Below are 13,275 nucleotides of genomic sequence, written 5' to 3'. Positions count from 1 at the left end.
GAAATCGCCCTCCCAGGTTATTCGACGATTTATTTCTCGATGGCACAACCAAGCAAAAGAATTTTTATGAGCAAATTTACTATTGACCCACAAACTATTGAAACCGGTAAAGTTATTCTGACGAATACTTTAATTTGGCTCAGTAGAGCTTTCGACAAAACCGCCACTTGGGTTAGCAAACTATCGTGGTGGAAATTTTTCTTATTCGCCATTTTATTGCTGGCATCGGCTGACATAATTCAAAATACCTTCTTTTCAACAGAGGAAACTAAACAAGCGAAAAAAGTTAGGAATGTTCCTAAGAAAACCGTTATTACACCTGACAGCAGTAACGCAAACGATGACCCCAAGATCGAGATTGATAACACTGGCATTCGCATCAAAGCGCCAGAAAAAATGGCCAGCAATAAGCGTATCGATATCGATGGTAGCGGTTGGAAAACAGTCGATGAAAATCAAGAAAAATTAAGCGACAAGATCGAATCAACTGTAGCAAGTTTACCTAGTAACAATAAGCAAAGCGACATACCTGGAATCACTTTTGGTAAAGATGATGTTCACATCAAGCTACCCAAAGAATTAGCCAGAGAGATCCGTGCTGAAATGGATCGAGCCAAGGCTAACGCTGCAGCGGAGGCAAGTGACGTCGAAAAAACGAAATCCTCACGTTGGTTCCAGAACTTTGTCCTATTGTTAGTCTTTGGCCTATTTGGGATGAAGGCACTACTAGGCGGAAAAGTACGCGCTGAAGAAAAAGCGAAAGAAGCCAACGCCAGTGCCGAACGCGAAGCTTTATTACGGCAAGTTAGCGAAGCCCAAATGCAAATGATGCAAGCACAAGTTGAACCACACTTTCTTTTTAATACCTTGGCATCAGTCGAGTATTTAATTGAAACGGATCCACCACGCGCAGCAAAAATGCAAAGAAGCCTGATAGCATATTTGCGCGCAGTGTTACCACAAATGCGCGAAAATGCTGCCAAGACCAATCTAGGTCGAGAAGCGGATATGGTCAAAGCATATTTGGAATTGTTAAAGATGCGCATGGAAGAGCGATTAACTATCGATTTCATCATGCCTGACAGCTTGCGCAATGCATCGTTCCCACCAATGATGCTGCAATCTTTGGTTGAAAATGCGATCAAACATGGACTGGAAGTTAAAACTGAAGGTGGCACGCTGCAATTCCGTGCTGAAGTTTTACAGAACCGGTTAGCGGTCACAGTACGCGACGATGGCCTAGGTTTTGGCGCGGTAGCCAGCAATGGAACTGGACTTGGCTTACAAAATATTCGTGAACGTTTGAAACTAATTTACAAAGATAAAGCACAAATTATAATTTCGCCTAACCAACCAAGTGGCGTCTGCGTTACCATAGAGATCCCTTACGAGATTGCGAAATGATAGTGAAGTCGATTGCCAATACAATTCGCTAAGTACCCTTAACCCCACTTCATAAGACGAGAAGAGAATAATGCCAACAGCAATTATCGCCGATGATGAAAGACTTATGCGCGACCAACTACGCTCGCGTCTGGAACAGGTATGGCCAGAACTTGAAATTTTGGCGGAAGCAAAAAATGGTGAGGAAGCCATTCAATTGGTTGATTTGCATAAACCAGATTTGGCCTTCCTCGACATCCGCATGCCTGCTAAAACTGGATTAGAAGCCGCCAAAGAAATTGGCACGAAAGCACATATCGTTTTCATCACCGCATACGATCAATACGCGGTTGAAGCATTCGACCAGGGCGCTGTTGACTATGTCTTAAAGCCGGCCGATACAGAACGTCTCAGCAAGACGGTAGAACGCTTGAAAGCTCGTTTGACTACTGCCACAGAACCTAATGACATGAGCAATATGCTTGCCCAGTTGGCTAAGCAGTTAGGCATAGCACCAAAAGCAAATTACCTGCAATGGATACAAGCGTCTATCGGCCAAGAGTTACGTCTGATTCCAGTCGAGGACATTTTGTTTTTTCAATCGGATGAGAAATATACTCGCGTGCAAACGGCGACCTACGAGGCATTAATCCGGAAACCAGTACGCGATCTGGCAGAAGAACTCGATCCGCAACTCTTTTGGCAAATTCATCGTTCCACCTTAGTCAATTCCAAAGCCATCTCTGGTGTGGTACGAGACATGCGTGGACGTCATTTAGTGCAAATCAAAGGATTAACAGAAAAACTTGAGGTGAGTCGCAGTTTCGTACATCTGTTTAAACAAATGTGACGAGCCAAAGCACCAACTGAACCATCTCAAAATGTGAATGTAAATCCTTGATATCAAGCCATATTGATCTGCAGCGTGAACTCTCTTAGCTCACCCGTCTCATCCACGTTTGCGGACAGTGGCAAAACTATAGGTCTCAAAAAAAAGCTGGAAAACTCCAGCTTTTTTGCTATGTCACCGAGGATGAACAATTAAATTATTTTTGTCCCAATCCACCACGCTATCGCAGCCACAAATGCAGATGCAGGAATTGTCAAAATCCATGCCCAGACAATGTTTCCAGCAACACCCCAACGCACTGCAGACATTTTTTGAGAAGAACCAACACCAACAATGGCACCTGTGATCGTGTGTGTGGTTGACACAGGAATTCCAGAAATATTAGCGAACAAAAGTGTTAATGCGCCGGCACTCTCAGCACAAAATCCGCCAACAGGTTTCAATTTTGTGATTTTCTGGCCCATGGTTTTAACGATGCGCCACCCACCAAATAGAGTTCCCAAGCCAATTGCTGCATAGCATGAGTAAACCACCCACATTGGCGGCAATGGATCAGCAGGATCTGAGTATTTTGCGGCAATCAATAACATCCAAATAATCGCCATCGTCTTTTGAGCATCGTTACCACCATGACCTAGACTAAATGCAGAGGCGGACACTAATTGCAAACGGCGGAACCATTTATCAATCTTAATTGGTGTTGATTTTACAAATAACCAAGAAACCAGCAACATCATTAATGCGCCCAAGAAAAACCCAAGTAGAGGTGACAGTACAATAAACAAAAGAATTTTATACAGACCCGTGCCAATTAATGCGCCAGTTCCATCTTTTGCAACCGCTGCACCGATCAGACCACCGATCAGCGCATGAGACGATGATGATGGAATGCCGAAGTACCAGGTAACTAGGTTCCAGAAAATAGCACCAACCAGTGCACCAAAAATGACGTATTGATCAATAATCGTTGGGTCAATTGTTCCCTTCCCTATGGTTTTGGCGACGGAAAGATTGAATACAAAAAACGCCAGTACGTTAAATAAAGCAGCCATCGCAACCGCCTGCCCTGGTTTTAACACGCCAGTGGAAACCACGGTCGCAATAGCATTTGCGGCATCGTGAAAACCGTTCATAAAATCAAACAATAGTGCTAGAACCACCAATAGAATGATGACGTATAAACTTATATGCATAGTAAATTCTCTCGTGAGCTCACGTTATCAACGGAGTGCATAAACACTCCCGAAAAAGCATTTTGTTGAAACTAAGCATTCTCAACAATAATGCCTTCAATGATGTTTGCCACGTCCTCGCAACGATCAGTCACGGTTTCAAGAATTTCATAAATCGCTTTGAGCTTAATTAAATTGCGGACATCCGGCTCATCACGGAATAATTTTGACATTGCAGCACGCATGACGTGATCTGCATCTGATTCCAAACGATCAATCTCTTCACAAATAGTCAAAATCTGACGGGAATTGTCCATATTATGCAGAAGCGCAACAGCTTCTTTCACCTTTAAAGCGCATGCTAAGCACAACTCAGCTAAGCGTTTTGCTTCTGGTGTAATTTCACGAATATCGTACAAAGAAATTGTTTGGGCGGCATCTTCGAGCAAGTCAAGGATGTCATCCATTTTAGTAATCAGTTTATGGATATCATCGCGATCAATTGGCGTAATGAAAGTTTTATGCAGTAGTTCAATCGCCGCGTAGGTCACAGCATCAGCCTGCTTTTCAATACCTTCTATCGCGTGTACACGAATCTCCAAGTCGTCGAAATTAGTCATCAACGCGACCATTTCTTTAGAGCCTTTCACACACAATTCAGCGTGCTGATTAAAAAACTCAAAAAATTTACCCTCAGTGGGCATCAATCGTCCAAACATCTTTATTCCCTAGAATAGAAAATTTTTATATTAAGTCCCTGCTATCTAAACTTCTATTGCAAGGATCATCTGACTTAGTGGTACTACAAAAACTAAAAATGAAGCTAAAACAAATTCAAACCACAAAAAAACTACTCGCTATCGCCATAGATCGACAAGGAGCCGGTGTAATTATCAAACTTGGTATATTCCCCAAGAAAGGTCAAACGAACGCTACCGATCGGGCCGTTACGCTGCTTACCAATAATAATTTCCGCTGTCCCTTTATCTGGAGAGTCCGGGTTATAAACTTGATCACGATAAATGAACAAAATTACGTCTGCATCTTGCTCAATCGCACCTGATTCGCGCAAATCTGACATAACAGGCCGTTTGTTCGGGCGCTGCTCCAATGAGCGGTTTAACTGCGACAACGCAATAACCGGGCATTGCAATTCTTTCGCCAAGCCTTTCAAACTACGAGAGATCTCAGAAATCTCAGTTGCACGATTCTCGCCACCAGAATTACCTGACATCAGCTGCAAGTAATCGATAATGATTAAGCCAAGTTTGCCGCACTGACGCGACAAGCGACGAGAACGGGCACGCAACTCGATGGAACTTAAAGCAGGCGTTTCATCAATGTAAAATTGCGCTTCATTCATTTTTTGAATCGCATGTGTCAAGCGTGGCCAATCCTCATCGATCAAACGCCCAGTTCGCAAACGATGCTGATCCAACTTACCTACCGAACCTAACATACGCATTGCTAACTGTGTCCCGCCCATCTCCATCGAGAACACAGCAACAGGAAGTCCGCTATCAATCGCGACGTTCTCGCCAATATTAATTGAGAAGGCCGTCTTGCCCATGGATGGTCGACCCGCGACAATAATCAAATCGCCAGGCTGCAGGCCCGAGGTCATACGGTCTAGATCGACAAAGCCAGTTGGGACACCCGTAATGTCGCTGGTATGGTCTCGGTTATACAGTTCATCAATACGTTCAACCACCTGGGTTAACAAAGGCTGAATTGCATGAAAACCCTGAGCACCACGTGCTCCCTCTTCAGCGATCGCAAAGATTTTGGATTCAGCTTCATCCAACATTTGCTTAACTTCTTTGCCTTGCGGATTAAATGCTTGACCGGAAATTTCATCTGCCACAGTTATCAACTTACGCAGGACACCGCGGTCACGGACAATTTCAGCGTAACGGCGAATATTCGCTGCTGAGGGCGTATTTTGCGCCAGTGCATTCAAATAAGTCAGACCGCCAACGTCATCCGCTTTACCGGCTGCACTTAAGGCATCAAAAACTGTAATGACATCGGCTGGACGGGAAGAGTTAACCAGCTTAACGATGAATTGAAAAATAATGCGATGATCGTAGCGGTAAAAATCATCTTCACGAATAAAATCAGCAATCCTATCCCATGCAGCATTATCGAGCAGCAAACCACCCAAAACTGACTGTTCAGCTTCGATGGAGTGTGGAGGTACACGGATTGAGTCTAACTGAGGATCTGAAGGCGGTTTCATGGTGCGCATTATACCTTTTTATTACTACTCAAAAACAGAAGAAACATCTCAAATAACAAGCTTAAAATCAAAAATAGGTCGAGCAAATAGTAGATACACAAATTATTTTACAATTTCAATATCTCTATTTTTATGCCAAATAATTGGGACACCTTAGTATTTAACGTTCACTAAAAAAGGCATAAAAAAAGCCGGGAAAACCCGGCTTTTCTGTACTCTAGAAAGAACTAAAGCTTAAGCGTGCTCGCCCAGAACAGCAACGATTACGTCAACCACAACGTCTGTGTGCAATGCCACAGAAACGGAATGATCGCCAGTTGTTTTCAAAGGACCGGATGGCAAGCGAACTTGCGCCTTTTCAACTGCGAAACCTTGTTTAGCCAATGCTTCAGCGATATCGAAGTTGGTTACTGAACCAAACAAACGACCATCTACACCTGCTTTTTGAGAAATTTGAACTGTCAATCCGTTCAATTTTTCGCCTTGAGCTTGAGCTTCAGCTAATTTAGCGGCTGCTGCTTTTTCCAACTCAGCGCGTTTCGCTTCAAATTCAGCGATCGCAGCTGCAGTTGCACGACGAGCGATACGTTGTGGAATCAAGAAGTTACGAGCGTAACCATCTTTAACACGAACTACATCACCCAGATTGCCGAGATTAACGACTTTATCCATCAAAATAACTTGCATGTTTTTCTCCTAATTTCCGTCGTCAATTACGCTGTGTGCAAATCAGTGTAAGGCAACAACGCGAGATAGCGTGCGCGCTTAACTGCTGTGTCAACTTGACGTTGATACAAAGCTTTAGTACCTGTCAAACGTGCAGGCATAATTTTGCCGTTTTCTTGGATGAAATCTTTTAAAGTATCAATGTCTTTGTAGTCAACTGCTGCTACATGACCCGCTGAGAAGCGGCAGAATTTTTTACGTTTGAACAAAGGATTTTGTTGCTGACGCTTTTGTTTTAATTTGCTCTTATCAAATTTTTTACCGAATGCCATTTTAGGCTCCTAATCTAGTAAATTTGTTTCGTTTTCCGATTTCTGAAATTCAGTAACGTGAAAAACGAGACTTTTGCTGTTGCGGTTTTTGCGCGCCAAGAAACCAGTAAAAATCATCAAAGCCCCCAATTCAATCTCCAGGAATTGTTTAGAAATTTCACCAGCAGCAATTGCTGGAATTTCGAACTCAACCTGGCGCGGAGCACTTGCTTGCTCTTGCTTAGAATCGTGCTTCAATGTAGCTGTGCCGATGGGTATTCCCGCTGGGGTATAACGCAACACCGATTTCTCTACAACTGTGGCTACGACTTTAAGTTGATTCACAAGTATGATTTATGATTTCTTACGCGCACTTAGTCAAAATAATTAAGCTGCTGGAGCTTCAACACGTTGAGCCTTAGCAGAGTCTTCTTTCTGCACAGACTTCATCATTGGAGAAGGAGCTGTTTCTGCTTTTTTCAATTTAACTGTGAGGTGGCGCAATACGGCATCATTAAATTTGAATGCTGTTTCCAACTCAAGCAAAGTTTCAGCGTCGCACTCAATGTTCATGCAAACATAGTGAGCTTTAGCCAATTTTTGAATCATGTAAGCCAATTGACGGCGGCCCCAATCTTCAACACGGTGCACTTGGCCGCCACGTGTAGTTACACTAGCTTTGTAACGTTCGATCATTGCAGGAACTTGCTCGCTCTGATCGGGATGTACGATAAATACGATTTCATAATGACGCATAATTTCTCCTTGTGGACAAAAATAAAGCCTGCCTCGGCGTCAAGACGAGTGCAGGAAGAGGACAGCCCGCGATGATAACTTATTTTCCCATCACAATCAAGCGGTTAGATTACATGTAATGGTTAATTAGAAATTACACTCATACTTCGCGAAGCGAAAAACGTTTATTTGATGGCGATTAACCTGTTAAGTGCAAAAAAAACACAAAATAACTTGCATTCAGTCATTTACTGTATAAAAATACAGTCTGCTTATATATACAGCCTCTACAAATTCAATAAAAGATTCAATTAAGATCCTAACGGGACTACTATGCTCAAGCTCACCGCTCGCCAAGAACAAATTCTTAACCTTATAAAAGATGCTATTCAAAATACGGGATTTCCTCCAACACGAGCCGAAATCGCTAACGAATTAGGCTTTCGCTCCACCAACGCTGCAGAAGAGCACTTACAAGCCTTGGCTCGCAAAGGTGTTATTGAAATTGCAGCAGGCACTTCCCGCGGCATTCGATTGCTGGAGTCTGCACTATCGAACTCAATGCCAAATATGCAAATGGCATTACCACATCCAGCACTGATGCAATTGAGCTTGCCTTTAGTCGGACGTGTCGCGGCAGGATCACCTATTTTGGCGACCGAACATGTTGAAGCAACTTACCAAGTTGATTCATCGTTATTTTCTGCAAAGCCAGACTTCTTACTCAGAGTACGTGGTTTATCAATGCGCGACATAGGAATCATGGATGGTGATTTACTCGCAGTCAAAAAAACAGACAGTGCTCGTAATGGACAAATTGTCGTGGCGCGAATAGGCGAAGAAGTTACTGTGAAACGGTATATGAAAACATCAAATGGCGTTGAGCTACTACCGGAGAATTCGGATTTCTCACCCATTATTATTGATGAGAATGTACCCGACTTTGCGCTAGAAGGTCTCGCAGTTGGCTTGATGCGTAGCTGGTAAGTAGATAGGGAGAGTCACATGCTCGAATCAAACAGCCAAAGCGATTAAAAATTCTCGCGACAAATATATCAACTATAACTAGTTAGATTATAAAAAAATGCCCGACAAAATCATCGGGCATTTTTCTATTTAACGACAAAGAAAAGTTCTGAGTACAGATTAGTGCTTAATCGTAGAAGTATCTGCGCTTGCATCAGTTTTTGCGACTGCGGGGACTGCCATTTCCTCTTCCGTTAGGGGCACTGGCTGGCGCTCCAAAGCAATTTCCAAGACTTTATCAATCCAGCGCACTGGAATGATTTCCAACTTGTTTTTTACATTATCAGGAATCTCCGTCAGATCTTTCGCATTTTCTTCAGGAATCAACACTGTCTTAATGCCACCACGATGTGCTGCCAATAATTTCTCTTTCAAACCGCCAATTGGCAGAACTTCGCCACGAAGAGTAATCTCACCTGTCATCGCCACATCAGCACGCACCGGAATACCTGTAAAAATCGAGACCATTGCCGTGGTCATCGCGATACCTGCGGATGGACCATCTTTCGGCGTCGCGCCTTCTGGTACATGAATATGCACATCGGTCTTCTCAAAAACGTCAGCCTTGATACCTAATCTAGCAGCACGACTACGAACAACCGTACGCGCAGCTTCGATCGATTCTTTCATGACATCACCAAGCGTACCGGTACGAATCGTCGCGCCTTTACCAGGCATAGAGACCGCCTCGATGGTCAATAGATCACCACCAACCTCGGTCCATGCTAAACCAACGACTTGCCCCACTTGATTCTCTTTGGTCGCTACGCCAAAATCGTAGCGGCGCACACCTAAGAATTTATCCAAATTTTTTGAAGTGATAGTGGCTTTCTTCTCTGTCTTCTTGAGCAACAACATTTTTACCACCTTACGGCAAATCTTAGAGATTTCACGCTCCAATGAACGCACACCGGCTTCACGCGTGTAGTAACGAATGATGTCGCGAATAGCTGATTCAGAAACTGAAATTTCCTCTTCCTTCAAACCGTTATTCTTGACTTGCTTGGGCAACAAATAACGTATTGCGATACTAGCTTTTTCATCTTCGGTATAACCCGACAAACGAATCACTTCCATCCGATCCAGCAATGCTGCTGGAATGTTATAAGAGTTCGATGTCGCTACAAACATCACATCGGACAAATCAAAATCCACCTCAATGTAATGATCTGAGAAAGTATGATTTTGTTCGGGATCCAAAACTTCCAATAAAGCTGATGATGGGTCTCCACGGAAATCCGCCCCCATCTTATCGACTTCATCAAGCAAGAATAAAGGATTACGTACACCCGCTTTTGAAAGACTCTGCAAAATCTTACCCGGCATAGAACCAATATAGGTACGGCGATGACCACGAATCTCAGCCTCATCACGCACACCACCCAAGGCCATACGAACAAACTTACGGTTCGTCGCACGTGCAATGGATTGTCCAAGTGAAGTCTTACCGACACCAGGAGGCCCAACCAAACACAAAATTGGAGCCTTCAATTTATCTACACGCTGTTGAACAGCGAGATACTCCAAAATACGCTCTTTAACTTTATCCAAACCGTAATGATCATCGCTCAATACTTTTTCAGCATTGCTCAAATCATTATTTACTTTGGATTTTTTCTTCCAAGGCAAATTAACGATGGTATCAATGTAATTACGCACCACGGTTGCCTCGGCGGACATAGGCGACATCATTTTAAGTTTCTTCAACTCATTCATGGCCTTATCGCGCGCTTCTTTTGGCATCTTTGCCGCAGTTATTTTTTTCTCTAGCTCATCAATGTCTGCGCCCTCTTCTCCCTCGCCGAGTTCTTTCTGAATCGCTTTGACCTGCTCATTCAAATAGTATTCGCGTTGAGATTTTTCCATCTGACGCTTTACACGTCCGCGGATACGTTTCTCGACCTGGAGGATATCCAATTCACCCTCTAGCTGACCAAGCAAATGCTCCAACCGCTTAGCCACGCTAAATATTTCCAAAATAACTTGCTTCTGCTCCAACTTCAAAGGCAGATGTGCGGCAATGGTATCGGCCAGGCGACCAGCATCATCAATACCGGACAAGGAAGCCAAAATTTCTGGTGGAATCTTTTTGTTTAGTTTTACATATTGATCAAATTGCTGAACAATCGCGCGGCGCATTGCTTCGACTTCGGAATCATCTCCCTCATCTAATGCAACTGGCGTCAGATCAGCAATAAAATGGGATTCAGAATCAGTAATATTGTGAATGCGCGCACGTTGTGTACCTTCAACCAGCACTTTGACCGTGCCATCTGGCAATTTCAACATTTGTAGAATATTCGCGATACAGCCAATTTCATAAATATCTTCGGCCGAAGGCTCATCTTTTGCAGCGGCTTTTTGTGCCGCCAACATAATGCTCTTACCCTGCTCCATCGCAGCTTCCAGAGCCTTGATCGATTTTGGACGACCAACAAACAATGGGATCACCATGTGAGGGAATACCACGACATCGCGCAAGGGCAATAAGGGTAATTCTGTACGTTCAGTAATTGTGGGAGTTGTCATGGCGCACCTTTTAAAAAATTACATTAACTAGATTGGCGCACTAGGCTAAAACTCAAGCCCGTCATCCGAAAAAAACAATAAAAAAAGCCACACAGAGAAGTCTCCGGGTAGCTTTTCGATTGAAGCTAACTAATTTTATTGTTTCAGTAAATTGTACTGCTTATTTTTGCGAACCACAGACAAAAAACAATGATTCACAAAAAGATTGCGGAAATTTCCAATAAAAGACTCAATTACAACTCAAGTCCAGATATCAAAAAATACTACGCACCTGCAACTTTAGGCTGCTCATTGTAAATTAACAATGGTTTTGCAGCATTATTAATGGTGTTTTCATCAATAACAACCTTAGCGACATTTTTTTCGCTCGGCAGCTCAAACATAATGTCCAGCAATGCATGCTCAAGAATAGAACGCAAACCACGCGCCCCAGTCTTACGGGCAATCGCTTTTTTCGCAATTGCCTGCAACGCCGAAGGTCGAATCTCCAGCTCACAACCTTCCATCTCTAGCAATTTTGCATACTGTTTGATTAAAGCATTTTTTGGTTCAACCAAAATTTGAATCAAAGCAGTCTCATCCAATTCCATCAGGGTCGCAATTACTGGCAGACGACCAACCAATTCAGGAATAATCCCAAATTTAATCAAGTCCTGTGGCTCAGCATCAAGAATAACTTGGCTTGCACTTTTTTGACTTTCGCTCTTCACACTAGCCGCAAAACCAATGCCACTCTTCTCAGAGCGATCAGAAATAATCTTCGCCAAGCCATCGAATGCGCCACCGCAAATAAACATTATATTGGTGGTATCGATTTGAATAAAATCTTGATTAGGATGCTTACGACCGCCTTGTGGCGGCACAGATGCCATCGTACCTTCAATCAATTTCAACAAGGCTTGCTGCACGCCTTCGCCCGATACATCGCGGGTAATGGAAGGGTTTTCCGCTTTACGAGAAATTTTGTCAATTTCATCGATATAGACGATGCCTTTTTGCGCGCGCTCAACTTCATAATTACAATTTTGCAGCAACTTTTGAATGATGTTTTCTACGTCTTCGCCAACGTAACCAGCTTCGGTCAGAGTAGTTGCATCTGCAATCACGAACGGCACATTCAACATGCGCGCGAGCGTTTGCGCCAACAAGGTCTTACCGGAACCAGTCGGGCCAACTAGCAAAATGTTACTTTTAGCCAGCTCAACATCGTCTTTCTTACCCAGATGTTTAAGGCGTTTATAGTGATTGTAAACAGCAACCGCCAAGATACGTTTTGCTTTTTCCTGACCTATCACATATTGATCCAGCAACTCAGTGATTTCAACCGGGGTTGGCAAATCGCTTTTTGCGGAGCTAATCGGTTCCAGCGCATTGATTTCATCACGAATAATATCGTTACACAAATCAATACATTCATCGCAAATGAAGACCGATGGCCCAGCGATCAATTTCTTCACTTCATGTTGACTCTTACCGCAGAATGAGCAGTAAAGTAATTTTTCACCAGCAGTGCTTTTTTTATCTGACATAATGCTTTTTATTAATTTTAACGAAGTAGGCGATGCCCGTTATATTACTGCAAAACTCACACAAACCGGACAAAGCAAATGATTTTACAGAGACAAACTTCAATTATGAAGTAAAGCAACTAGATAATGACAAATAAAAACGCCCGCAGCTGTTGGTTGCGGGCGTTACTTATTTACATACTGAATCCACACAACATTTAGCTGCGGTGAGTCAATACTTTATCGATTAGACCGTATTCAGCCGCAGTTTCTGCAGACATAAAATTATCGCGATCAGTATCTTTCGCAATTTGTTCGACACTTTGACCGGTTTTTTCAGCCAAGATACCGTTCAAACGTTCACGCAAATACAAAATTTCGCGTGCCTGAATTTCAATATCAGTTGCCTGACCTTGGGCGCCGCCTAGAGGCTGATGAATCATAATGCGTGAATTAGGCAAAGAAAAACGTTTACCTTTTGCACCAGCAGCCAACAAGAATGCGCCCATAGAGGCCGCTAAACCAGTACACAATGTCGAGACATCGGGCTTGATAAACTGCATCGTATCAAAAATCGCCATGCCCGCAGATACTGAGCCGCCAGGAGAATTAATATAAAGTGAAATGTCCTTATCTGGATTTTCACTTTCCAAAAACAACAACTGCGCTACGATCAAATTAGCAGCCTGGTCATTCACAGGACCAACCAGAAAAATCACACGTTCTTTAAGCAAGCGGGAATAGATATCGTAAGCACGTTCTCCACGCCCACTTTGCTCAACAACCATTGGCACCATGCCAAGCATATTTGTTTCCAAACCAGAGTTATGAATGATGCCTGTCATGAATTATCCTA

13 protein-coding genes are annotated in these 13,275 nt (G+C 43.2%); 3 read left to right on the top strand and 10 right to left on the bottom strand.

Features of this window, described 5'->3' with window-relative positions:
- The first annotated feature begins 66 nt into the window (after nt 1–66).
- Together ACO0KZ_RS08950 and ACO0KZ_RS08945 are read left to right on the top strand one after the other, a co-directional pair.
- Nucleotides 67–1,404: a sensor histidine kinase gene (locus tag ACO0KZ_RS08950; RefSeq protein WP_422994807.1), complete on the top strand. Its 1,338-nt coding sequence runs from the start codon at nt 67–69 to the stop codon at nt 1,402–1,404.
- Between the two features lie 70 nt (nt 1,405–1,474).
- Nucleotides 1,475–2,233, top strand: a complete 759-nt coding sequence (locus ACO0KZ_RS08945) for a LytR/AlgR family response regulator transcription factor (protein ID WP_422994806.1) — start codon at nt 1,475–1,477, stop codon at nt 2,231–2,233.
- A 191-nt stretch (nt 2,234–2,424) separates the two neighbouring features.
- On the opposite strand, the gene ACO0KZ_RS08940 is transcribed toward ACO0KZ_RS08945, so the two are convergent.
- The 7 genes from ACO0KZ_RS08940 to rpsF all read right to left on the bottom strand — a co-directional run bounded on the left by ACO0KZ_RS08940 (nt 2,425) and on the right by rpsF (nt 7,377).
- A complete protein-coding gene (locus tag ACO0KZ_RS08940) occupies nt 2,425–3,426 on the bottom strand; it encodes an inorganic phosphate transporter (RefSeq protein ID WP_422994805.1) in 1,002 nt (333 codons plus the stop codon).
- A gap of 71 nt (nt 3,427–3,497) precedes the next feature.
- On the bottom strand, nt 3,498–4,124 hold the full coding sequence (locus ACO0KZ_RS08935) for a DUF47 domain-containing protein (protein WP_422994804.1): 627 nt from the start codon (nt 4,122–4,124) through the stop codon (nt 3,498–3,500).
- A gap of 131 nt (nt 4,125–4,255) precedes the next feature.
- Complete coding sequence (locus ACO0KZ_RS08930) at nt 4,256–5,644, bottom strand: replicative DNA helicase (RefSeq protein ID WP_422994803.1); 1,389 nt, start codon at nt 5,642–5,644, stop codon at nt 4,256–4,258.
- 234 nt (nt 5,645–5,878) lie between these two features.
- The gene (gene rplI, locus ACO0KZ_RS08925; protein WP_422994802.1) at nt 5,879–6,331 is read right to left on the bottom strand and encodes a 50S ribosomal protein L9; all 453 of its coding nucleotides are present in this window, start codon (nt 6,329–6,331) and stop codon (nt 5,879–5,881) included.
- Between the two features lie 26 nt (nt 6,332–6,357).
- Entirely contained in the window at nt 6,358–6,642 is a 285-nt protein-coding gene (gene rpsR / locus ACO0KZ_RS08920) for a 30S ribosomal protein S18 (RefSeq protein WP_186889822.1), read from the bottom strand.
- Between the two features lie 9 nt (nt 6,643–6,651).
- Nucleotides 6,652–6,966, bottom strand: a complete 315-nt coding sequence (gene priB / locus ACO0KZ_RS08915; protein WP_422994801.1) for a primosomal replication protein N — start codon at nt 6,964–6,966, stop codon at nt 6,652–6,654.
- 42 nt (nt 6,967–7,008) lie between these two features.
- Entirely contained in the window at nt 7,009–7,377 is a 369-nt protein-coding gene (rpsF, locus tag ACO0KZ_RS08910; RefSeq protein WP_395011227.1) for a 30S ribosomal protein S6, read from the bottom strand.
- Nucleotides 7,378–7,689: 312 nt separating this feature from the next.
- On the opposite strand from rpsF, the gene lexA reads away from it, so the two are divergent.
- Nucleotides 7,690–8,343, top strand: coding sequence for a transcriptional repressor LexA (gene lexA, locus ACO0KZ_RS08905; protein ID WP_422994800.1), 654 nt, complete (start codon nt 7,690–7,692; stop codon nt 8,341–8,343).
- Between the two features lie 159 nt (nt 8,344–8,502).
- On the opposite strand, the gene lon is transcribed toward lexA, so the two are convergent.
- The 3 genes from lon to clpP all read right to left on the bottom strand — a co-directional run bounded on the left by lon (nt 8,503) and on the right by clpP (nt 13,264).
- The gene (gene lon, locus ACO0KZ_RS08900) at nt 8,503–10,911 is read right to left on the bottom strand and encodes an endopeptidase La (RefSeq protein WP_422994799.1); all 2,409 of its coding nucleotides are present in this window, start codon (nt 10,909–10,911) and stop codon (nt 8,503–8,505) included.
- 263 nt (nt 10,912–11,174) lie between these two features.
- Nucleotides 11,175–12,440, bottom strand: a complete 1,266-nt coding sequence (gene clpX / locus ACO0KZ_RS08895; RefSeq protein ID WP_422994798.1) for an ATP-dependent Clp protease ATP-binding subunit ClpX — start codon at nt 12,438–12,440, stop codon at nt 11,175–11,177.
- Between the two features lie 197 nt (nt 12,441–12,637).
- Nucleotides 12,638–13,264, bottom strand: a complete 627-nt coding sequence (clpP, locus tag ACO0KZ_RS08890; RefSeq protein WP_422994797.1) for an ATP-dependent Clp endopeptidase proteolytic subunit ClpP — start codon at nt 13,262–13,264, stop codon at nt 12,638–12,640.
- Nucleotides 13,265–13,275 lie beyond the last annotated feature (11 nt).

This window comes from Undibacterium sp. Di24W, assembly GCF_049340325.1.
In the GTDB taxonomy this organism is placed as follows: Bacteria; Pseudomonadota; Gammaproteobacteria; order Burkholderiales; family Burkholderiaceae_D; genus Undibacterium.
This window is presented reverse-complemented; position numbering and strand designations above follow the sequence as displayed.

Coding starts and splice junctions, on each gene's coding strand:
- ACO0KZ_RS08950 (WP_422994807.1), top strand. CDS start 67: ATGAGCAAATTTACTATTGACCCACAAACTATTGAAACCGGTAAAGTT.
- ACO0KZ_RS08945 (WP_422994806.1), top strand. CDS start 1,475: ATGCCAACAGCAATTATCGCCGATGATGAAAGACTTATGCGCGACCAA.
- ACO0KZ_RS08940 (WP_422994805.1), bottom strand. CDS start 3,426: ATGCATATAAGTTTATACGTCATCATTCTATTGGTGGTTCTAGCACTA.
- clpP (WP_422994797.1), bottom strand. CDS start 13,264: ATGACAGGCATCATTCATAACTCTGGTTTGGAAACAAATATGCTTGGC.
- rplI (WP_422994802.1), bottom strand. CDS start 6,331: ATGCAAGTTATTTTGATGGATAAAGTCGTTAATCTCGGCAATCTGGGT.
- lexA (WP_422994800.1), top strand. CDS start 7,690: ATGCTCAAGCTCACCGCTCGCCAAGAACAAATTCTTAACCTTATAAAA.
- ACO0KZ_RS08930 (WP_422994803.1), bottom strand. CDS start 5,644: ATGAAACCGCCTTCAGATCCTCAGTTAGACTCAATCCGTGTACCTCCA.
- rpsR (WP_186889822.1), bottom strand. CDS start 6,642: ATGGCATTCGGTAAAAAATTTGATAAGAGCAAATTAAAACAAAAGCGT.
- ACO0KZ_RS08935 (WP_422994804.1), bottom strand. CDS start 4,124: ATGTTTGGACGATTGATGCCCACTGAGGGTAAATTTTTTGAGTTTTTT.
- clpX (WP_422994798.1), bottom strand. CDS start 12,440: ATGTCAGATAAAAAAAGCACTGCTGGTGAAAAATTACTTTACTGCTCA.
- lon (WP_422994799.1), bottom strand. CDS start 10,911: ATGACAACTCCCACAATTACTGAACGTACAGAATTACCCTTATTGCCC.
- rpsF (WP_395011227.1), bottom strand. CDS start 7,377: ATGCGTCATTATGAAATCGTATTTATCGTACATCCCGATCAGAGCGAG.